A 25,080-nucleotide genomic window follows, 5' to 3' on the forward strand; every position below is an offset into this window, starting at 1 on the left:
GGACCTGCGGCGGCGATGGTGGCGGATCAAGGCGGTTTTCCGCGCTGGCGTGGATTCGTGACCTTCGCCGGCCGCTCGAAGACCGGCTGCTCATGACGCGTCGCAGGCCGCGTTTCCATGATCGATAGGCTAAATTCTATCGATCACCGGATCGCGCGGTCCTGCGTTTGGCATGGGTTGCCGTCGCAAAGGGCTGGCAATGCAGGGTTTCGGCCACTACGGGGCCGTTTGGAGTATTTATGTCGCCCGTGATCCACACAAATGCCATTTATGATGTCTGCAAGCAACATTATTGACAAGTGGCCAAAGTGGCGCTACGGTGTCTATAGTCAACATAATGGCGCTTAAAGATGGCTATAACCACCCGTAAATCGAAGAGCACCCTGCTCTCTTCGCTCCCGCATGCCGTGGAAACCACGCTGAAGAAATTGGGCCTCAATCTTAAAACCGCCCGGCTGCGGCGCAATCTGACGATCGAAGACGTCGCCGAGAAGATTGGGGCGAGCCGCTACGTCGTTGCCGACGCCGAGCGGGGCAACCCGCCGACGGGCGTCGCCGTCTATGCCGCGCTGCTTTGGACCTACGGCCTTCTCGACCAGCTAAGCGCGGTGGCCGAGCCAAGCCGCGACGACGAAGGTACGGCACTCTCCCTGAATCATGAACGGGCACGGGCCCGCCGGCCGCGAAAGCTCGACAATGACTTCTAAAATTCCGCCAACAGAATGTTACGTCTACATCACGCTTCCGGAAACGACCGAAGCGGTGACCGCGGGGCGCTTCGAGCTGGCGACGGGGCGCAACGGCGATCCGCTCGGCCGCTTCGTCTACGCCAAGTCCTATCTTGAACGGCAGGACGCCGTGCCGATCGATCCCGTCGAACTGAAGCTCGCGCCGCGCGTGTATGAGACCGTTGCGATGAAAGGCGTCTTTGGGGCGTTGCGCGACGCCGGTCCCGACTGGTGGGGGCGGCGCGTCATCGAGCGTCATGCCGGGAAGGTCCAGCTCGGCGAATTGGACTACCTTCTCTATTCTCCCGACGACCGCGCCGGCGCCTTGGGCTTCGGGCTCGGCGTCAAACCGCCCGCTCCCAAGCGCGATTTCAACCACCGCATCGATCTCGCCAAGCTGCAGGCGATCGCCGATGCCATCGTCCAGGACGAAGAGCTGCCGGCAGATGTCGCAAAAGCGCAGGTCGAGGAGCTGCTGCTCGCCGGCACGTCGATGGGCGGCGCCCGCCCCAAAGTTGTCGTCGAAGACGACGGCGCGCTGTGGATCGCAAAATTCAACCGCCCCGATGACAAGTGGAATAACGCCCGTGTCGAACACGCGATGCTGGTGCTTGCACAGGCCTGCGGCCTGAACGTCGCAGAGAGCAAAATCGTGACCGTTGGTAACCGCGACGTTCTTCTCGTCAAGCGGTTCGACCGGGAAAAGGCAAAAACAGGATATAGGCGGGCGCGTATGGTGAGCGGGCTCACGCTTCTGCGCACCGAGGACTCGCACCAATCCCGCGACAGGTGGTCCTATATTTTGCTCGCAGAAGAACTGCGCCGGGTCAGCGCCGAAGCCAAGCGTGACGCAAACGAACTGTTTCGCCGCATGTGCTTCAATGCCCTGATCTCGAACACGGACGACCATCCGCGAAACCACGCCGTGATCGCAAAGGGCCGCGACTGGCGGCTGTCGCCGGCATACGACCTGACGCCGACGCCGCTCGTGAGCCTCGAACAGCGCGATCTTGCACTTATCTGCGGCGACCAGGGCCGTGTGGCACGCGTCGGCAATCTGCTGTCGCAGGCGGCCCGATTTCTGCTGGCCGACGAGGACGCAACCGAGATCCTGTCGAAAATGCGCCACATCGTTGAAACAACTTGGTATGACACGGCCCGGCGCGCTGGCGTATCCGAGGCGGATTGCGAACGAATTTCTGGAGCCTTCGCCTATCCCGGCCTGGATATTGATCTCAATCGATAAAGAGAGTTTCCGGCGATGCCTTTCTGCCCTCTCGTATTCGCCGCGGCTTACCTCGGCCACGAAAGGATATTGACGGCCAGCCACAACCGCCGAATCGTTTGAGCGTCCAAAGAATGCTCACGCGCGGTGGTGAACAATGGCGACAGAACGAATCCCCTTTTTGCAGCGTTTAACTTGCACAATACCTGAGGCCTGCGAGGTCAGCGGATTGGGCCGAACGAAGTTGTACGAGCTGATCGGGAATGGCCGCCTCGACACTCGGACCATTGGTCGGCGGCGGCTGGTCGTCGTGCGCTCGCTAACCGGTCTGCTCGAAGCAATCCCTCGGACTAGTAGCGATGCTGAGGAGCGCGACACAACGCGATGACCAGGACGCTTTCTCAAATCTTGTTGGCCTTTTGCCTGACCGCTCCGCTCAGAGGATTAATGCCAGGCTCTAGACTGTTTTGCGATTGGTTCAAACGTCGAACCTGATCCTGTCAAATGAGGGCTGCAAAAGTTGCGACGCCGAAAGTGATACGTCGCGCCTTCGGAGTTGGTTCGGTTCAGAATAGTGCGGCACTGAAACATCGCGTAACAATCGATGGGCATACTCGAATCGAGACGACCGCAACTCATGCTGATGCGATTGGGAAAAAAAGAGCGCGCGCTCACCGTGCGTTCGTGGCGATCGCTTGAACTATGATTGACAGAGGCATCGTTTATCAATCAAAACCTAGCGTGGGCTGGGACTACCGCCATAGAGCGGGATCACATTTTATGCGCTGCCAGTGTTGAGCGATTGCCGATCCTGCTGGCACTATGCTGCTCAATTTAATTTTCTGTCCGTGCCCTCCTGCCAATAGAACGCTCAAATTGGACGAGCTATTTCGCACGTCTGGCTTTACCAACACCCGAAAATCGTTATCAAGGGTGAATATTCCAACTTCAAAAGCTTTGTCATGCATTAGACACAAACATAAGCCATTGCCGAGTTCGCCACGGATCATTTTGTTGTCTGTCCATCGTGCGATATGCGATGCGACAAGAAAACGGCCATCCGTGATCTGGCAGGATGGAAAGCAGCACGCATTTCCATAGAGCTCACGAACTTCCTTCGAAAAGGCGGCTTGACCCAAGCGCCGATGCACCAGAGCAAGCTGCTGCCCTGTCTTGACGGAGACAACGGGCAAAGCCGAATTGCTTGGCGAAGGAGCAAAATCAAACAGCGCCGAAAATAGCTCTTCATCAATTTCCGAGAGATATGCACCGTTCAAACACTGGAGTTGGCCACTTTGTCGCACGAAGAAAATATTGCGTCGTTTTGTTTTCTGCTTGTTTCCGTCGAAATAGGCATCCAGCGCAGCGCGCCGGCCGGCAAACACCTCGGTAAGCAAAATCGGGCGGTCGAATGGACTAAAGTCCGTCACGTCCGCGCGATAGAAACGCTTTGAGAAATCCCATTGGCCCGGCTGCGGAGGACGCGAAGCGGTTTCATATCCATCTTCAGCCGTGATCGAATAGCCTTCGAACGCCGCTTGCTTTCCAACACCGCGCAGATGGACGACGGTATCGCCTGTTCTTAGGTCGAGAATCTTTGACCAAAATGGCCACTTACCGCCGGTAGCCTTTTCGACCGGCGCCCAGACGCAAGTCCGGTATCCCCAGCCCTCGTCGCCGTGGACTTCGTCGCGTGACATTTCGAGGTAGATCATATCAATCGACTATGTAAGGCGGCCTCAATTTATCACGTCCGCGCGGTCCACCGTTGCAACGCTAGCAAACTTATCCCAACCGGAACATATTGTGAACACCCGCATGCACGCTATAATCTGGATTGTTGAATCAGGTGAGTCGATTTCTGATTCCACGACCGTGCAGGGAAATTTTTTGAAACCACCACCTTCTTAGTCCTTGTTGGTGTTACGAGCCGGGGCCGCCGTGTGACGGAATGCCGATTTTTTCCAATCGACAACTTCAAACTATGCTGGACCAGCTCGACCCGTGGCTCTCGAGTTCAAAGGCAAAAGATCTGCTACGCCGGCTCAGAAGCGAGAATCCCGATCAGAGCATACCAAGCGAATACGAGCTCGCCTTGACATGGGGCGTCTCAAGAGTCGCCGCGCTTGAAATCGAAAAGCCTGCTGGTGCCAAATTTCCTGACCTGTTTTCTGCCGATCTTTTCGGCAGCGGGCCCACCTTCGTCGAAGTAACTGCTCTTTCCGACGCGCCTCTTTCAGACGAAGTGGCGATGAAACGTGCTGCCAACATCATATCGAACTATTGCAATTCGATTCGCGGAGGATCCGGCCGGCATTTGGTCTTTCAGTTTCTAGAAAAGAGTGGCAACGAGACTGTCATACGGAAGGGTCGATCTTACTCGACCTTCGTCCGCCGGCGTCTCATCACCCGCAGTTTTGATCTCGATGATACGTTGCGCGAGCTGCTACGTCGTTGGCTTACCCAATCCGCGACACTGCCCGCGCTCACTCTCCGCAGCAAACATATCGGCGTTGTGATCACCTGGCAGGATCGGCCGCATGAACGTGTGAGGGCATTCTCGTTAATGCCTAGCGAAGCATACGATCTCCGCGACAATCCTCTTTATCGCGCGCTGAAGGACAAGGAGAGGTCGCAACTACGGAATGTGCCGCCCGGCGTGAGGCGAGGTATCTTCTTGGGAGACGCTGGATGTGCCCTGCTGCGCAACCTCAGACCAGGACGCAGCTGGTATGCGGTGCGCGGTGAGGACATCATTCGAACTTTTATGGCCGAGTCAGCTATCGACGTGGTCTGTGTGTTTTCACCAAAACGCCTAAACGAGAATTCACTGGACGCGCTTTCTGATCCACGCGTTTGGCACCTGCATGTCTTTGATCGTCGGTCCGCCGTCCCCTCTGGCGAGTACGATCGTGTTCTCAAACTTCAGGAGCAGCTGCCGCCACCTCGATTGCATGGCTATCAAGCCCGCTCTTGGGTGCAAAATCGTCTATTCGATAGCGCCTACCTTCCAACAAATCTTACTTCCAACCACAAGGGGTTAACTGTGAGAATATCAGCTAGAGGATTGCGGGATTTGCTTGCAGGTCACATTACGCATGACAAAATCATCGAGCGCCTCGTCGGAAACGGAGAGTTCTTCAACGAGGCCGTTCGGTCTAGAGAGGTCATCTCGGACGTTCGTCTTGAACGCGGTGCGGACGGTTCCGACGACGACTACATTGTCATCCAATTTTCTCCCGACGTGAGTGTTGGCGGCTTGCGAATGCCTGCAAAGACAACGCCACGCTAGTGGCGATGTTCGCCATGGTGGTGCGGTACATGGCTAGCCAAAAAGAAAGCGCCAACTTGAGCAGACCGGCCGTCCAGGCCATTTTTGGCAGGGCTCAAGCGCTGACACGCTACTTCGTAGATGCGAACCAGTCATTTCCGGATTGCTCAAATTCGACGGACAACTTGTTGATCGTGTAGGGCGCACAGCTACATATCTCGGCGTCGTGGACGTCGAATAGCACGATATTGTAGCCGGGATCTCCAAAGCTGCTCCGATAGACAATGCCTTCATAGCCCGTCTCTCGAAAGGCCTCAGCTAGAATTTGTGTCGGAACATAGTCATAGGTCTCTTCCGACCGAGATACAGGGCGCGAGAACGCGCTGTCGATGTCGGTCCACACTGCCCGCCGTTTGGTGTCGCGATCCACGGACGCCTCGCCCATGAGTTGCTCCATCGTAAGCAGCCCAAAGCCAAATTGCTCGTGCCCTTTGGTGAGGTCCAACGCTCTAACGTCTCGTCTCACTTCGAATTGCGCTACAGAAACGCCAGCTCCCAGCCACGGTCGCACTTCCGAGACAGCGGTTAACTTCTGTGACGCCAGATAAAGATAGGCGATCCCACTTGGATTCGCCCTGCCCGCTTGAACTTTCTCACTGTTGGGCATCATCCGGTCGAGGGCATGTCCAACAATCTCGATACGCTCAGCGCCGTCGTCATCCTGAAATACGCGCTCTTCGACGTCCAGTTGTGCCCGATAGAGAATCAAACCCTTGTTAATGGTGAGGTCGCGGACGGGCGCGGTCGCCAACACCGTCTGAATAAACGCCCTCGATGCCGGGTCGGTGGCGTAACGACGCTCCCGGCGCACGCGCCGCGCAAATTCCTGGTAGCTCTTCCAGGACGCAAATTCCGGCGTAGCGGGTTCATCCATCATGGTTCACATCCTCCTTGGTCGGGCCTGACGGCCAGATAACGGCAGGGCTGTGGCCACAGCAACCCAAGACCGGGCGCCCCGACTGCCCTCTTGGGAGCGGCCTTGGCAGGGAGGCGTTTCGCGACCGGTTCCGTGTATTATCCCCGGCAAATCAGTGGACCCTCCCAGGCCTAGCGATGGCCGAACACGAGCAAACGGATTTCTGGCAGTGACCACAGGCGAACAACATCTGCGAGTCGGCGCCCACGTGCTCGTGCAGCTCGGCAGCGAACTGGTGACCGATGCCGAGCAGGCAATTCTGGAGTGTGTTAAGAACTCATATGATGCCGACGCGCCGTGGTGTCGGATCGAGATTGATACCAGGGAATGCGGAAAAACCACCGAGACTGGGCCCGCCAGCCTACGTCAGTTCGCAGCGCCGTTTGAGACCGTAACAGTCGAATTCGTGAACGGCACGCCAGAGAGCACCGCCGGCGGCAAGACGGATGCGCAGGCTGTGACACGCCAGCTACACTATAAAGGGCGCGTTACCATCGAAGACAGCGGAGACGGATTGTCCGTCGACAGTATTCGCAACTCGTGGCTCGTCATCAGCCATTCAGACAAGCGCGCCGGCCGTGATGCACGAAAGCAGAAGACGAAACTCGGTCGCACACCTCTTGGTGATAAGGGCTTGGGTCGACTCGGCTCGATGAAACTGGGCGACATACTGCGGATTGAAACCAGCACCGGAGAAGACCAGCCCCTGGCGATCGCGCAGTTCAGATGGACCGACTGCGAGTCAGCGTCCATTGTCGAAGACATCCCTGTGTATACCGAAGTCCGCGAGAACACAGACAGATTCAAGGGTACGCGCGTTTCCGTTCTTGGCTTACGCGATCTGGACGACTGGCGCCGAAAGGATCGCATTCACGAAGTTACGCGAAGTTTGGCACGACTGATTTCGCCGTTCGAGGTGACATCGACGTTTCCCGTCGGCATTTCTCTGGACGGGGTCGACTATTCGCTTGTTACGATCACGGAGGAACTCCTCAACCGTGCGATGGCCGAATTTACGTTTGCTTGGACGCGCGATGCCACGTCCGGAGAGCCCCTGTTGGTCGCAGAGGCACGCATTCAGAAACAATTGCTTATGTCGCGACGCTCAAAGAATTTGAAGGCACGCACGGAAATCGTCTTCGACGTCGACGGCGGAGCCGGCTTCGCCGAATACCTTCCGACCTACAATCGCCTCAAGCCGTTCCAAATGGATCCCATTAGCCTTGAAGGCCGCTGGTTCGCCACGCTTAAGCGGACGTACCGCCTGTCGGAGATCACATCGGGACAGGGAGCGGCAATACAGGATCCTGGTCCGTTCTCCGGAGCCTTTTATTTCTTTCACCTCGATGCGTCGGATGAACCCGACGAGGGAGCGCCCGCGGGGATCCCCATCGACAAGACTCTAATAAAGAGTATGTCTGGCATCTCGATACTGCGAGATGGCTTTCGCGTTCGATCCCATGGCGACTGGCTCGAACTCTCTTCAGGCATGACGTCCGGTAGTACCTACAGCATGCGTCCAGAGAATACGGTTGGATATTTCGCGCTCACGGGCGAAAACAATTATCTTCTGACCGAAAAATCCGACCGCGAAGGCTTCGTGGAAGACGCGGCCTATCGCGGGTTCTATGTAGTGGCCACGACGTGTCGAGACTTCGCAAATGATGCGCTGGAGCAAGTGCGCCGTGCTCTCGATGACTACGCTCGGGCGAAAGTGGTGCCGAAGGGTGCGCCTATGGCAGCTACGCCCGAGGCGTCGTTTCAGGTGGTAGAGGAAAACCTTCGGTCAGCGCGCGAGGCTCGGACAGAAGCTGACGCCGTCGCTGCAACACTTCAGACAGAAATCGAGAAACTTGAGAAAGATGCTACGACGGATCGTTCCGGGGCCACGGCACGAGCGCTGAAGATGGCATCAAACGCCGCTCGCGCAATCGAAGTTGTGCGAACCAAGCTCACATCCGGGTCACTACCGCCCTACGACCTCTTGCGTTTGAAGCAGGAATTCGACATCCGAAGTGAACAAACACTTTCCCTGCTCGAGAGCGCAGCTGTGGGGCTTAGCGCGCGAGGACTCTCGCACGAACTTCGGACCCATTTGACCGAAATTCGGCAAAGCGTCTCGTCCATCGAGAAGACTGCAAAGAAGGGCAGCGCGCCCGCCAACGCAATCCTGCCATACCTGCGATCGATCCGCGCGTCTTGCGGCGCCATTTCAAACGCAGCCGCGCTCATCGACCCCATGCTACCGCGGACAAGGACGGCAAAGCAGATCATCGAACTCAAGCCGTTGGTCGAAGAGTATATAAAGACCCGAATTGGCACGCTGGATGGCGCCGGAATTAGGACCGTCATTGCCGGCGCGGGAAGAACCGTGCGCGCGAACCGCTCGCGCCTCATCCAGGTCATCGACAACCTCGTTCGTAACAGTGTCTATTGGCTTCGTCGCGCGGACGCCGCGGGCGAGCAGAGCCGGCCAAAGATCATCGGTTTCGATCTCACACGTGTCGGGTTCACGATCTGGGATAGTGGGCCCGGTGTGGACCCGCGGTACGAAGACTCGCTCTTCGAGATGTTTGTAACGGCGAAGCCGAAGCAAGATGGCCAGGGACTGGGTCTCTTCATCATTCGGCAGCTCCTCGTGAACGACGGTTGTGATGTCGTCTTGGCGAAGGATCGCAATGCTGACGGGCGCCGCTACAAATTCGCGGTGAACCTGTCACCTTACCTAAAAGAGTAGCGTGCCATGGATGTTGGCGATGCGCTCAAGATCCTTGGCTCCAAGACTGTCGTCTGGATCGACGACAAGTTCAACGACACATCCGACCAACTCGCAGGCTTGCTATTGCGCAATCGCGAGATTGCGTCCGGATTGGGCTTCCAAGAACTCGCGGAGACCTTCGCCCTGGCGCAGGTCGATGAGGATCGCGCCAATATTCAGATGGCCGATATCTTAGGAAGTCTCGATCTGGCGCGCCTAAAGGCGATTCGCAAGGCGTTCTTCGAGCAGGAAAACATCGCGGAGCAGTTTCCTACAAATGAACTCTCCGACGAGGCCGTAAGCCAGGTCTGTAAGGTTCTTCAGGTCCCGCCGGAAAATCGGTGGACATTTGACCGCGCCGCCGAAGAAATCCAGAAAGTGCAGGACGGTGACGACGACGGTACGACGTATATTGTCGATCTGAACGAAGCGGGCGGCTCCAGCACGCGTGGCTTGGAGATTCTTCAGCAGCTATGGACCCGAAAATCAAAGGGCAATCCCTTTATCCTGACCCATGAGGCCACGGTCGCTACAGAAGGACAACGAGAGGCTGAGCTCAGAGCAACATTAGCGCGAGATGGGGGTGATGCACTCGGACTCCCAATATGCGTGATCGCTAAGGAGCGGCTTTTCGATTTCGAGAATGCAGAGGCGCTCAACACGGCGCTCGTCACTGCGATCAAGCGCGCGGGCCTTCGCCGCTCGCTTTTCGAAGTCATCGACCGCGCACGCGGCAAGATTGATCAGTCGTTCCGTGACGCCGCTGACAAGTTGTTGAGCGTACCGCCGGAGCAACTGGAAGCATTCGTCTTCGAGCGCGGCTACAAGGAAGGTGTTTCAGAACTGCACGTCGTCGAGCGGATCATCACCGCGCAACTTGGCCAAGACATGCGGATGTTCTTCGGAACAGATGAAGCGGCTCTTCGAAGCGTCTATCGCCTACGTGACCTGCGCGAGATCCCTCTGCCCATAGAGAACGTCGTCCCGGATGAAAATCTAGCGCGATTTCGAAAGGCGGAGATCTGGGAAGACGAGGAGTTGATAAACCGCAGCTACTCACCTATTGCATGCGGGGATGTCTTTGAATATGACCGCGGAGAAAAGGAGACTGCGGCCAATCCACGGCGCTTCGTGGTCCTTGCTCAGCCTTGCGATATCGCGCTGAGGCCCAATGGGAAGAGGGCCCACGATTTAGCGTTCCTCGCGCAATTGAAGAAAGGTGACGCCGCACAAGCGACAGGGAAAGTGTATCCGCTCCCGTTCAAATTGGACGGCGAGCAATGGCTCTGCAGCTTTCATGATGTCACGGTCGTGAGACTATCTGTCCTCGACCTCGCGTCATTTCGCCATGACGGAAGAGTCCGCGTCGATGATGGTCACGGCGCGCCGCATGGTCTCCTCGCATCCCAACACAAGATCTATGGTCGCCGCACTGCACCAGCGACAAAAGTCCTTGCGGCCGCGACAGCAGTAAAGGGCGGTGGATTGCTTACCGATGGCCTCCAGCTATGCGTCTCCCAAGACAGTCCTTTCAAAAAGGTCTTCTGTCCGACATTCGAGCCCGTTCGCGATCCCAAGCCCGAGGACGATCCGTCGGACAATCTGAAACGCGTGACGTGGCGCCTGCGTCGCCGTGGCCGAATCCGTCACCCCTATGTCGCTGCGTTGCTGGATCAGTACTTAGAAGTCATTGGCCGGCATGCCTTTGATCTCGACTTCATGGATGTCGACATCGTTAATCCTGCAGAAAGCGAAGCGTCGGCAGTGGTTGAATCCTCGGCTGCGCCGATCGCCGCAGTGTCAGGCGGCGACCAAGCCCAATAGCGCCAGCCCAATACAACACGGCCAACGCCAGTCGACTCAGTGCTCCCGTTTTCGGAAACGCTGTTGTGATCTCGCGGACATTCTCGTCAGCGATGGGCCGATGGTGGAATCGCGAGCGGGATTCTGAGGGAAGTCTTCGAAGATCGTAACCAATTTCATGTCGTTGACGGCCAGCGTCTTCATCGCCGGGATCGGACCGCGGTTGTCCAGCTTCAAGTCGAATATCAGCCCGCAGACGATGAACCGCCAAAAGCGCAGTCGCTCTTCACGATAAGCAAAAGGCAGCGTCCCCATGTTGAGAAGAGCCCCGCTGCGATCCTGATACCCATGCCGTGAGATGAGCAACAAGGGGTCAAAGGCGCCACCTCGAAACAGCATCTCCTCCAATTTGGCGGCGTAAGGCCCAAGCAATTTGCCTGGATTACCTTGCGTACGGGACGCCGCAAAACGCCATACACAGGCGCTCGCAAACCCGACCAGTCGTTCCGGCTGGGGATTTTCGATCACCGCCCGAACTTTCCCCGCGCGCAGTTGGGTGAGAAACGCTTTGCAAAATACTGCGCCATATTCGTCATAGATCCCGAAGTCGGCCTCGTGCTCCGCGCACAATATTGACTTGTCCCAATGTCCCGACTGGAGGATTTGGTAACCGATGCCTGACGGCGCGTTGGCGATGATCGGCTTGTTGGGTCGCTTAGCAGCGTGGAAAAGACTGCGCGGAATGATGTGAGATTTTACGGTATTGCTGGCGCCGCAAATAACACAAATCATTGGGATTGACGGCTGCTCAATTGGCCCTTTGCTCAACAAGCGGTTCACTCTGTTGCATGCGGTCGTAAGTCATCGGACGTGCTTGTCCCTGCCGCCGCCTGTGGAACAGCACAACTTCTTGAGAGCCTGGCGTTACACCACGCTGGTCGCTGTACCACCGGCGACCAGGTACTTGACGCCAAAGCCGGCCATCATCACAACACGACAAGCTCTTCAAGAAGACCTCGGTTAACCCAGCTTCTTCCATTGTGGCGAGATAGCGATCCAACTGCCACTCCGGCTGAGAAAATGCCAACATCTGAACGATGACGGTATCCTCACCTGCCAACGCGGCGGTCGATGCAAATGTGGATCGCACGTTGTCAAAGTACGTCTTGAGTTCAGGATATTTTCGATCGCCCATTGTATAGAAACTGCTGCCGGCGCCATCCAGCTTGTTTGCGATCATGAAGGGCAGCGGTGCTTCTTTGCGTCCATCAACCTGCCAGCGATGGTACAGGACATGGACCCCCGGGTAGGGGGGCGAGGTCAGCACGAGTTTTGGCTGCGACCAGCCTTTCAGCCGATCATCATCTTCCATCCCAGCCGCCGACCGGTTGAGGACAGTTATCTTTGGCTGAGCCACGCCAGACACTGTCACCGCGACGATCAGAGCCTCGGCGCCGATGATCATCTCTGTCGCAGTCGCGGAGAGTACCGTCCGAAACTCCTCGATGGTGGGCAAGTGTTTCCGTCCATCCAACGCCCATTGCGCTGTCCGAAGGACAGCGCAGCGCGCGAAGGCAACGAGTGAGGCGGCACTCAGGCGATCTGCGCTGGCCAACGCTTGGTCGATCGCCTTGCTCAGCCGCCATCGGCTCGGGTGATCGAGATGCTTATAATACCCGAGCTCTTCGTAGGCGGCAGAGCGCGAGGACGATTTCCTGATATCGACCGCCGCTTTGACACGCGCGGTCCAAGCTTTCAGCCTCAAGATTTCAAGCGGACTGAACACCGTCGTCTTAGTGCTCGTGACAAACTCCGCAAGCGTGCTGATATCCACGCCAATTGCATTTCGGCCCAGCGCGAGCGCTTCGACGAGCGTCGTGCCACCGCCGACATGGGGATCGAGGCAAACATCTCCAACGTCCGTGAAGGCCTCGATCGCAGCCCGCACGAATTCGGGGCTGAACCGCGCGGGATATTTGTAGTAGCCATGCGTGAGGCCTTTGACGGGTGCCGCCGATCGCGCACCGGAGATAAGTGCGATTTCGGCATCGACCGACAAGTCGAGGTACATCCGCTTCGGTAGCCGCTTCATGCTTTTCCCCTGTCGTGAAGGCTAGCACACAAGACCTGTCGACCGGTTACCGCCATCACTTCGCCCTCCTCTGGCGGTTTCGCCCATTCAGGTAGTCGCGTACAGCCTGTTCGGTGATCAGATACGCAGGCCGCTCCTCATCCAAAGCCGCGATCTTCAGTCTTCGAATGACGTCTTGTGGCAGATAAACCAGAAACGACTTGCGCCCATCCGGTCGCGACCGCGTCACAGCATGGGCGGAGGCTTTCGTCATATCCCTATTTAGCTATCTAGCCTTCTAAGTGTCTAGATAGCTAGATGTCTTGTCAATCGCCGCTTCTAGACTGCGGTTGGCCAATAGGGATCTGTCCGCGATTGCCGGCTGCGGTTGACGTGGCCGCGCTAGCAAAGGGCGTGGACGGCGCTAGGCAGCATTGCCCGATGGGATGGTTGACCATTCTGGGTCCGGTGGAGAAAGAGGCTTCGCAAGCTGTCGCTTTCGGCAGGCACGCCGCCGCGGCCTTTCCTTCCGACGCGCATTTCGCGAAAATGCCTACGTTCCCGCCGTTGCGATTTGGCACCTGCGATGTAGTACGCCCGGTCGTGGGCATAGGTACCAGACGAAAAACCGGGTATCTGACCGGGTATCAGACGAAGAGGTCGGAAACTTATTGTAGTAATATCAATGAGATAGGTGCGACGTGCTTCTCCTGATCGATAATTATGACAGCTTCACCTACAACCTGTTCCACTATTTGGGGCAGCTGGGGGCGGAGGTCGTCGTCAAGCGGAACGACGAACTCACGGCGGCGCAGGCGCTGGCGCTGAAGCCGGAAGCCATCGTGCTGTCGCCGGGGCCGTGCACGCCGAACGAGGCGGGCATCTGTCTCGATCTCATCAAGCTTGCCAATGGGCGGTATCCGATCCTCGGCGTGTGCCTCGGCCACCAGGCGATCGGGCAGGTCTATGGCGGCACCATCGTGCGCGCGCCCGAGCCGATGCACGGCAAGCTGTCGACCATCCATCACACCGGCAAGAGCGTCTTCCGCGGCCTCAACAACGACTTCCAGGCGACGCGCTATCACTCGCTGACCATCGCGCCCGAAAGCATGCCCGCGAGCCTCGAGATCACCGCGACCAGCGAGGACGGCGTGATCCAGGGCGTGATGCACAAGACCCATCCGGTGCATGGGGTGCAGTTCCATCCCGAGAGCATCGCCTCCGAGAACGGCCACGCGCTGCTGAACAATTTCCTCAAATTGGCGAAAGAGACCGTGCCGGCATGAGCGGGTTCCTCACCCTGCTCAAATACGTGGCCGCCGGCGGAACGCTCACTGCCGACGAGGCCGCGCTCGCGTTCGGCGCCATCATGGCCGGCGAGGTCAGCGAGACGCGGATCGCGGCGCTGGCGACGGCGCTGGCGGTGCGCCGGCCGACCGTCGACGAGATCGTGGGCGCGGTGCGCGCGATGCGGGCCAAGATGACGTCGATCGAGGCCAATCCCTACGCCATCGATCTGTGCGGCACGGGCGGCGACGGGATCGGAACGCTCAACATCTCCACGGCCTGCGCTTTCGTGGTCGCGGCATGCGGCGTGCCGGTCGCCAAGCACGGCAATCGCAGCATGTCGTCAAAGAGCGGCACGGCGGACTGCCTGGAGGCGCTGGGCGTGAATATCGCGCTGTCGCCGGCCGCCGCGTCGCGCTGCCTGCGCGAGGCGGGGCTCTGCTTCCTGTTCGCGCAGGCCTATCACCCGGCGATGAAATACGCCGCGCCGGTGCGCAAGGAACTGGGCTTCCGCACCATCTTCAATCTCATCGGGCCGCTGTCCAATCCGGCGCGGGTGCGGCGGCAATTGGTCGGCGTCTACGACAAGGAATGGTGCGTGCCGCTCGCCGAAGTGCTGGGCAAGCTCGGCGCCGAGCGTGCCTGGGTGGTCAATGGCGACGGGCTGGACGAGCTGGCGATCTCGGGGCCGAGCCATGTCGCGATCCTGGAAGACGGCAAGGTGACGACGCGCGAGATCGGACCGGAGGACGCGGGGCTGTCCTGGGCGCCGCTCAAGGCCATCGCGGGCGGGACCGCCGCCGAGAACGCGGCGGCGCTCCGGCGGCTGTTCGACGGCGAGCCGAGCGCCTATCGCGACATCGTGCTGATCAACGCGGCGGCGGCGCTGATCGTGGCGGACAAGGCGAAGGATCTGCGGGAAGGCGCGAAGCTCGCCGCCCGGGCGCTCGACAGCGGCGCGGCGAAGGCCAAGCTCGAACAGCTCATCGCGGTATCGGCCGCATGACCATCCTGGACGACATCGCCGTCTATAAGCGCGAGGAGGTCGCGGCCGCGAAGGCGCGTGTATCGACCGCGGAGATCGAGACGGCGGCGCGCGCGGCGCCGCCGGTGCGCGGCTTCCGCGCGGCGCTCGAGCGAGCGCGAGCGGACGGACGTTATGGGCTGATCGCCGAGATCAAGAAGGCGAGCCCGTCGAAGGGGCTCATCCGCGCCGATTTCGATCCCCCTGCCCTGGCGCGGGCCTATGAACGCGGCGGCGCGGCGTGCCTGTCGGTCCTGACCGACAGGCCGTCTTTCCAGGGCGCGCCGGAATTCCTGATGCAGGCGCGGGCGGCGACGCACCTGCCGGTGCTGCGCAAGGATTTCATGCTCGATTCCTACCAGGTGGCGGAGGCGCGGGCCTGGGGCGCGGACTGCATCCTCGTCATCATGGCGATGGTGAACGACCTCACGGCGAAGACGCTGCTGATGGACGCGGTGCATTGGGGCATGGACGCGCTGGTCGAGGTGCATGACGAGGCGGAACTCGCCCGCGCCCTGGCGCTTGGCGCCAACCTCATCGGCATCAACAACCGCGACCTGCGCAGCTTCGTCACCGATCTCGGCGTGACGCTGCGGCTCCTGCCGCGCATCGCGAAGGACCGGCTGGTCGTCGCGGAAAGCGGACTGGGCACGCCGGACGACCTCAAGCGGCTTTCGGAGGCCGGGGTCACGACCTATCTGGTCGGCGAGAGCCTGATGCGGCAGAGCGACGTCGCGGCGGCGACAGCAAGACTGATCGGCGCTAAGCTGACGGCATGAACAAGCTTACCCATCTGGACGAGACCGGCGCGGCACGGATGGTCGACGTCTCGGCCAAGGACGCGACGGTGCGCGAGGCGACCGCCGAGGCGACGATCGTGCTGTCGGCGGAGGCCTTCGAGGCCGTGGTGAACGGCACCGCGAAGAAGGGCGATGTGCTGGCGACGGCGCGGATCGCCGGCATCATGGCGGCCAAGAAGACCAGCGAGCTGATCCCGCTCTGCCATCCCATCGCGCTGGCCAAGGCGAGCGTGGATTTCGAGCCGGACGCGGCGCGCCATGCGATCCGCATCCGGGCGAGCGCCAAGACGACCGGGCCGACCGGGGTCGAGATGGAGGCGCTGACGGCGGCCAGCATCGCGGCGCTCACGATCTACGACATGGTCAAGGCGGTGGACAAAGGCGCCGTCATCGAGGGCGTGAAGCTGCTCGCCAAGTCGGGCGGCAAGAGCGGCGATTTCGTCGCCGAGGCGCCGAGGCCGGCGAAACCGGCCTACCGCTCGGCAGGGATGATCGGGCGGGCGAAGCCCTCGGCCATCATGGGCGAAGTGGCGGCGCCCAGGCCCAACGCCGATAAGCAGCGCGAGACCGGTCAGCAGCGGGAGTCGTTCCGTGCCTTCATGACCTCCAATCGCCTGCGCGCGACGCAATGGGCGAAGGACGCGGATGTGCCGGTGTCGGAGATCTATGCCTTTCTGACGGGCAAGACGCGGGCGATGCCGAAGGACGTGGCCGAGAAGCTGGCGCGGGCCGCGCGGACGCGCACGGAAGACATGTTCCGATGATTTCGGTCGAGGACGCGGTCCAGCGGATCGTCGCGGCGTTCGCGCCGGTGGAGGCGGAAACGGTCGGCATCGACGCGGCGGCGGGACGTGTCCTGGCCGAGGACGCTATCGCGCGGATGAACCAGCCGCCCGATCCGGTGTCGTCGATGGACGGCTACGCGGTGCGCAGCGCGGACGCGACGGCGGCGGGCGTGATGCTGCGCGTGGTGGGCAGCGCGCCGGCGGGTCATCCTTTCGGCGGGACGCTGCGCGCCGGCGAGGCCGTCCGCATCTTCACCGGCGGCGTCGTGCCGGACGGCGCCGACAGCATCGTCATCCAGGAAGACGCGCAAGCAGACGACGGACGCGTGACGCTGGGCGTTCCCGCTATCCCGATGCGGCACATCCGCGTCGCGGGATTGGACTTCAAGACGGGAGACCCCATCGTCGAGGCGGGACGGCGGCTGACGGCGCGCGACGTCTCGCTGATCGCGGCAGGCGACATTCCGACGGTGCGGGTGCGCCGGCGCCCGCGCGTGGCGCTCGCGGCGACCGGCGACGAGCTTTCGCTGCCGGGCGCGCCGAAGAAGCCGGGCGGCATCGTCGCCTCGTCCGGCTATGCGCTGTCCGCGCTGATCGCGCGCTGGGGCGGCGAGACCATCGACCTGGGCATCATCCCCGACAAGGCGGAGGCGGTCGCGGCCATCGCCGACCGCGCGGCGGGCGCCGACCTGATCGTCACGCTGGGCGGCGCCTCGGTCGGCGACCACGACCTGGTGCAGAAGGCGCTGGGACCGCGCGGCTTCGAACTCGATTTCTGGAAGATCGCGATGCGGCCGGGAAAGCCGCTGATCTTTGGCCGGCTCGGCGGGACGCCGCTGCTGGGATTGCCGGGCAATCCGGTGTCGACGCTGGTCTGCGCGACGCTGTTCCTGAAACCCGCTATCGCCGCGATGCTGGGAGATGCCGCGAAGGCGGAAGCGCCGACGGCGCGGCTGGCGAGCGACATGAAGGCGAATGACGTGCGCCAGGACTATGTGCGGGCGCGGCTGGAAACGCGCGACGGCGAGCGCTTCGTCGCGCCGTTCGGCCTCCAGGATTCGTCAATGCTAAGCGTTTTGGCGCGGGCCGATGCCCTGATCGTGCGGCCGCCCCGCGCGCCGGCCGGCAAGGCCGGCGACATCGTGCCGATCGTGATGCTGGAATGAGAAAAGAGCGGGCACGAGGCCCGCTCTTCGCATCTGTCAGTGGTGGTGGCCGCCGCCATGGCCGCCACCGCCGTGTCCGCCGCCATGGCCGCCACCACCGTGGCCTCTGCCACCATGTCCGCCGCGATGACCGCCGCCATGACCGCCGCCGCCCCAATGACCGCCGCCATGCCTGTGGCCGCCGCCGCCGAAACCAAAGCCGAACGCTATGCCCGGCCCATAATAATGATGCCGATGGACGTGCCAGCAGTGATACCTGTTGCACACGACCCGCGCGCCGGCCGGGGCGGCGGTCGCCGCGAGCACCGCGCCGGCGACGCTGGCCGCGAGCGCGGCACGCACGACGATATTGCGAAAATTGGACATTGCGAACTCCTTGGTGCAGGCCCCCTGGTGGGAACTCCCGCGCACGCAATGTGTTGCGCAAAAAAGAGCGGGCCCGAGGCCCGCTCTTCCGTTTGTCAGTGGTGATGTCCGCCGCCGTGGAAGCCGCCGCCATGGAAGCCGCCGCCATGGAAGCCACCGCCGTGGCCGCCATGATAGTGACCGCCGCCGAAATTGAACCCGAAGGTCACGCCGGGGCCGTAGTAGCTGGGATAGTAGTATGGGTCGTAGTACGGATCGTAGTAGCCGTGCACATGCCAGCAGTGGTAGCGGTTGCACACGACACGCGCCGACGCCGGTGTCGCCGTGAGCGCCGCCGTACCGCCGAGTATCGCCGCGGCCAATGCCGTCCGTGTGAGGACCTGTCCGAGTTTCGTCATCGCAGCCTCCTTGGCTTTGCTCCTCCTGCCGACAAAACGTGCGGCGAAACCCGGCGTTCCGGTCATGACAAAATGCGACAAAAAAAGAGAGCGGGCCTTGCGGCCCGCTCTCTCCAGAAGCCGGTCAGAGCTTTCAGAACGTCACCCAGAGGCCGTTGCGCCAATAGCCGCGGCCTTCGTGATAGCCGCGCCAGCGATAACCGTGGCGATGGCGCAAGCGCCAATTGTCGCCGTAGAAGCGGACGCCGAGCGTCGCGGGATAGTTGTAGCGGTCCCTCACCTGCCAGCAATCGCCGAAGCGGTTGCAGGCGGTGCGCGCCTCGGCCGTCGTGGCGGTCGCGGCAAGCGCGCCGACGCCGAGCACTGCGGCCACGGCGCCTGTGGTCATGAGTTTGCGGATGGTCATGGGGTTCTGCTCCATGGTGGATGCGCCCTCTCCGGTCTTTTGAACGGGTCGGCCGGAGTCCCGTTCCGGGAACCGCTGGAGTTTCATAGATGTTGTACGTTGACGCTTGGAAAGAACTAAAGTAGAACGATTCTCCATGTTTCGGCTTTGTTCGCCCCTGCTTCGGGCGGCACCACACAAAGGGACGTGGAACCCATGCTTACCCGCAAGCAGTACGAACTCCTGATGTTCATCCATGAACGCATCCGGGAGTCCGGCGTGCCGCCGTCCTTCGACGAGATGAAGGATGCGCTCGACCTGAAGTCCAAATCGGGCATCCACCGGCTGATCACCGCCCTGGAAGAGCGCGGGTTCTTACGGCGCATGGAAAAGCGGGCGCGCGCGCTCGAGATCATGAAGCTGCCGGAAAACGTGTCGGATACGCTCCGGCCCGCGACGACGCGCAGCCAGTCGATGCGCGCGGCCAGCCCACGCCACGGCCGCAGCGAAAACCGGATATCGAACGATGCCCGCATGGCGGGCGGACCGCGCCGGTCGGTGGGCGACGGCGAGGCCGCCGTCAACGTGCCGCTGGTCGGGCGCATCGCGGCCGGCACGCCGATCGAGGCGCTGCAGAACAAGGTCGGCGACGTGCCGGTGCCGGGCGGCATGATCGGACGCGGCGACCACTACGCGCTCGAAGTGACGGGCGATTCGATGATCAATGCCGGCATCCTCGACGGCGATACGGTGATCATCCAGGAAGCCGACGCGGCGAACACCGGCGAGATCGTGGTGGCGCTGGTCGACAACCAGGAAGCCACGCTGAAGCGGCTGCGCCGGCGCGGCGATTCGATCGCGCTGGAGGCGGCGAACCCGGCCTATGAGACGCGGCTCTACGGCGCCGACCGGGTGCGGATTCAGGGCAAGCTGGTGGGCCTGATCCGGCGGTATTGAGGGCGGGGCTGGGCGCTCCAGGGGCGCACGCCCCTGTCCTGCTCCACGGTTTCCACGCGCAGCGGCGGACCGAGCCACACCGCATAGCCGTTGTTGCGTGCGATATCGAAGCGGTCGATCACGAGTTTGGGGCCGGTGCATCTGCGTCGCGTCGGCACGGCGCTGACGACGATGGCGGCCACGGCGCAATCCTCCGCCAGGGCATCGATGCGCGAGACGTCGGCGATCAAAAGACCGCTCGCGGTCCGCGCGATGCAGCCCAGCGCGTCGCAATGCACGCCGTCCGCGGGCGTGGCGATCGCGTCGCCGCTGTCGCGCTCGTCGCCGTCGCGCTTGAGCCATTCGGCGGCGGAGTAATTGTCCTTGGCCTTGCGGAAGAGCTTCAATGCTCCGTCGGGGCCGCGGACCGCGACGGTCAGGCCGTCGCGCGCGACCAGCAGGTCGGGCGGCGTCGCCGCATAGGCGAGACCGATGCCGAGGAGCAGCGGCGCGAAGCCGAACCAGCGCCACGATGTGCGCCATAGCCCGAGCCACAGGCCGCCCAGCGAAACGAGGACCAGCGCGCTCACCGGCCAGGCCGGCATGACCGAGACGGCGCCCGGCAGGCCAGAGACCCAGCGGCCCATCGCCAGCATGATCTCGATCCCGAAGCCGAGCACGCGCAGCGGCCAGGCATCGAGGCCGAGCGGCATCAAGAACACCGACAGCGCGGCCGCCGGCATGGCGATGAAGCCCATGATCGGCATGGCCAGGAGATTGCCCAGCACGGCGTAATGCGTGGCGCGGTCGAAATGATAGATGGCGTAAGGCACGGTCGCGATGCTGCCGACCAGGCTGGTCGTCGCGATGCCGCGCATGTAGCGGCGCACCGCCTTGAAACGCTTCGGCCCGAAGCTTTCGCTGCGCCGCCGCGCCTGCTCCCACTCCGCCACCGCGATGAGCCCCACGACGGCGGCGAAGGACATCTGGAAGCCCGGCTCGATCAGGCTTTCGGGACCGAGCCAGAGGATGATCGCGGCGGCGAGCGCCAGCGTGCGCATCGAGAGCGCGGGGCGGTCGACGAGGACGGCCGTCAGCATGCTCGCCAGCATGACGAAGGCGCGGGTCGAGGCCGAAGAGGCGCCGGAGATCATAAGATAGAACGTCGCCGCTCCGAGCGCCGCGACCGCGGCCCATTTCTTGATCGGATAGCGCAAGGCTATCGGGGGAAACGCCGCGAGCAGCGCGCGCAGGACCCAGAACAATCCGCCGCCGACCAGCGCCATGTGCAGGCCGGCGATGGCGAGGACATGGGCGAGGCCCGCATCGCGCAGGGCCTGCTCGTCGGCGTCGGAGATCGCGGCGCGGTCGCCGGTGATCAGCGCCGAGGCGATGCCGCCGGTGCTGCCGGGCAGTATCTCGTGGATGCGGGCCGTCATCCGTGTACGGAGCGTCTCGACGAAGAGATGCCAGCGGTCGCTCGAGGAAGGCTCGCCCAAGGGCGCGATGGGCTTGGGCCTGCCATAGGCATAGCCGACGCCGCCGAGCCGCAGGTAATAGGCGGCACGGCCGAAATCATAGGCGCCGGGCGCGGCCGGCGCCGGGGGCGGCATCAGAACGGCGGTGACATGCACCCAGGAGCCGGGCGGCGGCAGCGGCGTGTCGGCGCGCACCGATATCCGCACGCGGGCGGGCGTGCTGCCGGGCGCAAAGCGCTTGCCGCGGATGTCGCCGAGGACGAAGCGGATGCCCTTGCCGTGCAGCTCGGCGGACTCGACGCGGCCGTCCAAGCCCAGGGGACCGACCCGCTGCGCGAGAACCGGCGCGGCGACCATCTCGGTACGCAGCTTGGCCAACGCGAAACCGAAGGCGATCGCGGCCAGCGCGGCGAGGAGGACGCGTAGTGCAACGTTCTGCGTGCCCGATGCGCCGAAGATCGCCGCAACCGTGGCGAGCGCGGCGAGGCCGGCCCAGGCCAGGGACGGTTCGAACGGCAGCGCGAAATAGACGCCGATGCCGGTACCGAGACCGGCGGGCAGCCAGAGCGGCCAGCGGTCCCGCTCGGCCAGCGCCGCGCGGCCGAGCGCGGCCAAGGCGAGGCCCGGAAGCGCGGTCCAGCGCACCGGCGCGGGCCAGGCGCCGGAGGGCACGAAGCGGCGGAACGGGAGGAACCGACCTGCTGTTCCCACAAAGGGTACCGTTTGCTAGAAGCTCGCCGCAAACGCCGGCCACACCTCCAAGCGAAGCATAATGACCGAGAACAAGAAACCCGTCCTGCGCTTCGCGCCCTCGCCCACCGGCTACCTGCATATCGGCGGGGCCCGGACGGCGCTGTTCAACTGGCTCTATGCCAAGCACACCGGCGGGACCTTCGCGTTGCGCATCGAGGATACCGACCGCGAGCGCTCCACGCCGCAGGCGGTGGACGCGATCCTGAAGGGCATGGCGTGGCTGGGGCTCGATTGGGACGGCCAGACCGTCTACCAGTTCGCGCGCGCCGACCGGCACCGCGCTGTGGCCGAGCAATTGCTGGCCGAGGGCAAGGCCTATCGCTGTTTCGCGACGGCCGACGAGCTGACGGAGATGCGCGAGGCGCAAAAAGCGGCTGGCAAGCCGATGCGCTATGACGGGCGCTGGCGCGATCGCGACCCGGCCGAGGGCGGCGGCAAGCCGTTCGTGATCCGGCTGAAGGCACGGCAGACCGGCGAGACCGTGGTGCACGACAAGGTGCTGGGCGACGTCACCTTCCAGAACGACCAGCTAGACGACATGGTGCTGCTGCGCAGCGACGGCACGCCGACCTATATGCTGGCGGTGGTGGTCGACGACCGCGACATGGGCGTGACGCATGTGATCCGCGGCGCCGATCATCTGAACAACGCGGCGCGGCAGCTCCAGATCATCGAGCAAATGGGCTGGCCGGTGCCGGTCTATGCTCATGTGCCGCTGATCCACGGGCCGGACGGCGCCAAGCTGTCGAAGCGCCACGGCGCGCTGGCGGTCGATGCCTATCGCGACATGGGCTATCTGCCCGAGACGATGCGCAACTACCTGCTGCGGCTGGGCTGGAGCCATGGCGACGACGAGACGATCTCGACCGAGCAGGCGATCGAGTGGTTCAACCTGGAGAGCATCGGCAAGAGCCCGGCGCGGATGGACTTCAAGAAGCTCGACAATCTCAACGGCCATTACATCCGCCAGTCGAGCGACGCGGCGCTGACGGCGGAGGTCGTGGCGCTCCTGGACAACAAGGTGCCGCCGCAGCCGCTCAGCATGGAGGCCCGCGCGCGGCTGACCAAAGCGATGCCGGGGCTGAAGGAGCGGGCCAAGACCATCGTCGAGCTCGCGGCCGCCGCCGATTTTCTGTACACGGACGGTCCACGCGTGCTCGACGCCGCGGCCGAGAAATTGCTGACGCCGGAGGCGCGTGCCACGGTGGCCGGGATGCTGCCGGCCTTGGAGGCCGCCGACTGGTCGGGGCCGGCGCTGGAGGCGGCCGCGCGGATGTTTGCAGAGAGTGCAGGCCTCAAGCTCGGACAGGTGGCGCAGCCGCTGCGCGCGGCGATCACCGGCAAGGCATCGTCGCCGCCCCTGTTCGATACCATGGCCCTCTTGGGGCGGGAGGAATCCCTCACAAGGCTAAGGGCTTATGCCGGCTGATGCGCCGGTAGGCAGCGACAAAATCCGGGCAGGCAGGTGACGCGGTTAACCTGTCCGCCTATACTTGCTGCACTGCGATATAGCCCCCCGGCTCCGCGCCGGACCTCAAGGAGCCATCGATGAGAGAGAGCAAGATCAAGCCCGCCGGCTCGGCCACGCTGACCTACAGGAACAAGGACTATAAGCTGCCGACCTTCGCCGGCACCGAAGGCCCCGAGGTCATCGATATCCGCAAGCTCTACGGCGACGCGGACGTCTTCACCTACGACCCCGGCTTCACCTCCACGGCGAGCTGCGAGAGCGACATCACCTTCATCGACGGCGACAAGGGCATCCTGCTCTATCGCGGCTATTCCATCGACCAGCTCGCGGAGCATTCCGACTTCCTCGAGGTCTGCTATCTGCTGCTGCATGGGGAGTTGCCGGACAAGGCGGAGAAGACCAAGTTCGACCGCTCGATCACCATGCACACCATGGTCCACGAGCAGCTGGCGCAGTTCTTCCGCGGCTTCCGCCGCGACGCGCATCCGATGGCGGTGATGTGCGGCGTGGTCGGGGCGCTCAGCGCCTTCTATCACGACTCGACCGACATCAACGATCCCAAGCAGCGCGAGATCGCGAGCCACCGGCTGATCGCCAAGATGCCGACGCTGGCGGCAATGGCGTACAAGTACACGATGGGCCAGCCCTTCGTGTATCCGCGCAACGACCTGGGCTACACTGAGAACTTCCTGCGCATGACGTTCTCGGTGCCGGCCGAGGAGTACAAGGTGAACCCGGTGCTGGCCAAGGCGCTGGACACCATCTTCATCCTGCATGCCGACCACGAGCAGAACGCCTCGACCTCGACCGTCCGGCTCGCGGGCTCGTCCGGCGCCAATCCCTTCGCCTGCATCGCGGCGGGCATCGCCTGCCTGTGGGGCCCGGCGCATGGCGGCGCCAACGAGGCGGCGCTCAAGATGCTGGAGGAGATCGGCACGGTCGACCGCATTCCGGAGTTCATCCGGAAGGCGAAGGACCCGAACGACAATTTCCGCCTGTCGGGCTTCGGCCACCGCGTCTACAAGAACTACGATCCGCGCGCCAAGGCGATGCAGATCCAGTGCCACAAGGTGCTGGACGAGGTCGGCCATGGCGACGATCCGACGCTCAAGGTCGCGATGGAACTGGAACGCATCGCGCTGCAGGACGAGTACTTCGTCAGCCGCAAGCTCTATCCCAATATCGACTTCTATTCCGGCATCACGCTCAGGGCGCTGGGCTTTCCGACCAGCATGTTCACGGCGCTCTTTGCGCTCGCGAGAACCGTCGGCTGGATCGCGCAGTGGAAGGAGATGCTGGAGGACCCGCACCAGAAGATCGGCCGGCCGCGGCAGATCTACACCGGCAAGGGATTGCGGGACTACGTGCCGCTGACGAAGCGGTAAATAAAACGTCCCTC

Annotated in this window: 21 protein-coding genes and 1 pseudogene; 13 read left to right on the plus strand and 9 right to left on the minus strand. The window is 62.3% G+C overall.

Annotation, left to right across the window (positions count from 1 at the left end; genetic code table 11):
• Positions 1-350: 350 nt before the first annotated feature.
• Both WDN01_07945 and WDN01_07950 read left to right on the plus strand, forming a co-directional pair.
• A complete protein-coding gene (locus WDN01_07945; GenBank protein ID MEJ0025944.1) occupies positions 351-707 on the plus strand; it encodes a helix-turn-helix domain-containing protein in 357 nt (118 codons plus the stop codon).
• A complete protein-coding gene (locus WDN01_07950; GenBank protein MEJ0025945.1) occupies positions 697-1,974 on the plus strand; it encodes a HipA domain-containing protein in 1,278 nt (425 codons plus the stop codon). Before WDN01_07945 ends, WDN01_07950 begins: the two co-directional genes overlap by 11 nt.
• 731 nt (positions 1,975-2,705) lie before the next feature.
• Here WDN01_07950 and WDN01_07955 read toward each other — a convergent pair.
• Complete coding sequence (locus tag WDN01_07955) at positions 2,706-3,668, minus strand: HNH endonuclease (protein ID MEJ0025946.1); 963 nt, start codon at positions 3,666-3,668, stop codon at positions 2,706-2,708.
• Between the two features lie 236 nt (positions 3,669-3,904).
• On the opposite strand from WDN01_07955, the gene WDN01_07960 reads away from it, so the two are divergent.
• A complete protein-coding gene (locus WDN01_07960) occupies positions 3,905-5,245 on the plus strand; it encodes a hypothetical protein (protein MEJ0025947.1) in 1,341 nt (446 codons plus the stop codon).
• A gap of 109 nt (positions 5,246-5,354) precedes the next feature.
• Here the strand turns inward: WDN01_07960 and WDN01_07965 are convergent, their stop codons facing one another.
• Positions 5,355-6,161 carry an RES family NAD+ phosphorylase gene (locus tag WDN01_07965; GenBank protein MEJ0025948.1) on the minus strand — a complete coding sequence of 269 codons (807 nt, stop codon included), beginning with the start codon at positions 6,159-6,161 and terminating at the stop codon, positions 5,355-5,357.
• Positions 6,162-6,369: 208 nt separating this feature from the next.
• Here WDN01_07965 and WDN01_07970 point away from each other — a divergent pair, with 208 nt between their 5' ends.
• Both WDN01_07970 and WDN01_07975 read left to right on the plus strand, forming a co-directional pair.
• A complete protein-coding gene (locus tag WDN01_07970; protein MEJ0025949.1) occupies positions 6,370-8,937 on the plus strand; it encodes a sensor histidine kinase in 2,568 nt (855 codons plus the stop codon).
• 6 nt (positions 8,938-8,943) lie between these two features.
• Positions 8,944-10,782, plus strand: coding sequence for a hypothetical protein (locus WDN01_07975; GenBank protein ID MEJ0025950.1), 1,839 nt, complete (start codon positions 8,944-8,946; stop codon positions 10,780-10,782).
• Positions 10,783-10,818: 36 nt separating this feature from the next.
• On the opposite strand, the gene WDN01_07980 is transcribed toward WDN01_07975, so the two are convergent.
• From WDN01_07980 to WDN01_07990, 3 genes are read right to left on the minus strand one after another with little or no spacing between them, the layout of a single operon-like run.
• On the minus strand, positions 10,819-11,592 hold the full coding sequence (locus tag WDN01_07980) for a hypothetical protein (GenBank protein ID MEJ0025951.1): 774 nt from the start codon (positions 11,590-11,592) through the stop codon (positions 10,819-10,821).
• Positions 11,570-12,853, minus strand: coding sequence for a DNA methyltransferase (locus WDN01_07985; GenBank protein MEJ0025952.1), 1,284 nt, complete (start codon positions 12,851-12,853; stop codon positions 11,570-11,572). Before WDN01_07985 ends, WDN01_07980 begins: the two co-directional genes overlap by 23 nt.
• 55 nt (positions 12,854-12,908) lie before the next feature.
• Complete coding sequence (locus tag WDN01_07990; GenBank protein MEJ0025953.1) at positions 12,909-13,106, minus strand: hypothetical protein; 198 nt, start codon at positions 13,104-13,106, stop codon at positions 12,909-12,911.
• A gap of 427 nt (positions 13,107-13,533) precedes the next feature.
• On the opposite strand from WDN01_07990, the gene WDN01_07995 reads away from it, so the two are divergent.
• From WDN01_07995 to glp, 5 genes and pseudogenes are all read left to right on the plus strand, one after another.
• Positions 13,534-14,118, plus strand: a complete 585-nt coding sequence (locus tag WDN01_07995) for an aminodeoxychorismate/anthranilate synthase component II (GenBank protein ID MEJ0025954.1) — start codon at positions 13,534-13,536, stop codon at positions 14,116-14,118.
• Complete coding sequence (gene trpD / locus WDN01_08000; GenBank protein MEJ0025955.1) at positions 14,115-15,125, plus strand: anthranilate phosphoribosyltransferase; 1,011 nt, start codon at positions 14,115-14,117, stop codon at positions 15,123-15,125. The genes WDN01_07995 and trpD overlap by 4 nt, the downstream gene beginning before the upstream one ends.
• The gene (trpC, locus tag WDN01_08005; protein ID MEJ0025956.1) at positions 15,122-15,922 is read left to right on the plus strand and encodes an indole-3-glycerol phosphate synthase TrpC; all 801 of its coding nucleotides are present in this window, start codon (positions 15,122-15,124) and stop codon (positions 15,920-15,922) included. The genes trpD and trpC overlap by 4 nt, the downstream gene beginning before the upstream one ends.
• Positions 15,919-16,395: pseudogene (moaC, locus tag WDN01_08010) on the plus strand (cyclic pyranopterin monophosphate synthase MoaC). Before trpC ends, moaC begins: the two are co-directional and overlap by 4 nt.
• A gap of 308 nt (positions 16,396-16,703) precedes the next feature.
• Positions 16,704-17,894 carry a gephyrin-like molybdotransferase Glp gene (gene glp, locus WDN01_08015; GenBank protein MEJ0025957.1) on the plus strand — a complete coding sequence of 397 codons (1,191 nt, stop codon included), beginning with the start codon at positions 16,704-16,706 and terminating at the stop codon, positions 17,892-17,894.
• A gap of 36 nt (positions 17,895-17,930) precedes the next feature.
• On the opposite strand, the gene WDN01_08020 is transcribed toward glp, so the two are convergent.
• From WDN01_08020 to WDN01_08030, 3 genes are all read right to left on the minus strand, one after another.
• Positions 17,931-18,260, minus strand: coding sequence for a hypothetical protein (locus WDN01_08020; protein ID MEJ0025958.1), 330 nt, complete (start codon positions 18,258-18,260; stop codon positions 17,931-17,933).
• Between the two features lie 95 nt (positions 18,261-18,355).
• Entirely contained in the window at positions 18,356-18,658 is a 303-nt protein-coding gene (locus WDN01_08025; GenBank protein MEJ0025959.1) for a hypothetical protein, read from the minus strand.
• Positions 18,659-18,791: 133 nt separating this feature from the next.
• Positions 18,792-19,064, minus strand: a complete 273-nt coding sequence (locus tag WDN01_08030) for a hypothetical protein (protein ID MEJ0025960.1) — start codon at positions 19,062-19,064, stop codon at positions 18,792-18,794.
• A 195-nt stretch (positions 19,065-19,259) separates the two neighbouring features.
• On the opposite strand from WDN01_08030, the gene lexA reads away from it, so the two are divergent.
• A complete protein-coding gene (lexA, locus tag WDN01_08035) occupies positions 19,260-20,000 on the plus strand; it encodes a transcriptional repressor LexA (protein MEJ0025961.1) in 741 nt (246 codons plus the stop codon).
• Here lexA and WDN01_08040 read toward each other — a convergent pair.
• On the minus strand, positions 19,964-22,168 hold the full coding sequence (locus WDN01_08040; GenBank protein ID MEJ0025962.1) for a ComEC/Rec2 family competence protein: 2,205 nt from the start codon (positions 22,166-22,168) through the stop codon (positions 19,964-19,966). The two genes, lexA and WDN01_08040, sit on opposite strands and share 37 nt — an antisense overlap.
• A gap of 61 nt (positions 22,169-22,229) precedes the next feature.
• Here WDN01_08040 and gltX point away from each other — a divergent pair, with 61 nt between their 5' ends.
• Both gltX and gltA read left to right on the plus strand, forming a co-directional pair.
• Positions 22,230-23,639 carry a glutamate--tRNA ligase gene (gene gltX, locus WDN01_08045; protein MEJ0025963.1) on the plus strand — a complete coding sequence of 470 codons (1,410 nt, stop codon included), beginning with the start codon at positions 22,230-22,232 and terminating at the stop codon, positions 23,637-23,639.
• Between the two features lie 119 nt (positions 23,640-23,758).
• Positions 23,759-25,066 carry a citrate synthase gene (gltA, locus tag WDN01_08050; protein ID MEJ0025964.1) on the plus strand — a complete coding sequence of 436 codons (1,308 nt, stop codon included), beginning with the start codon at positions 23,759-23,761 and terminating at the stop codon, positions 25,064-25,066.
• Positions 25,067-25,080: the final 14 nt, after the last annotated feature.

The sequence above is a fragment of the Rhizomicrobium sp. genome (assembly GCA_037200985.1).
Classification (GTDB): Bacteria; Pseudomonadota; Alphaproteobacteria; order Micropepsales; family Micropepsaceae; genus Rhizomicrobium.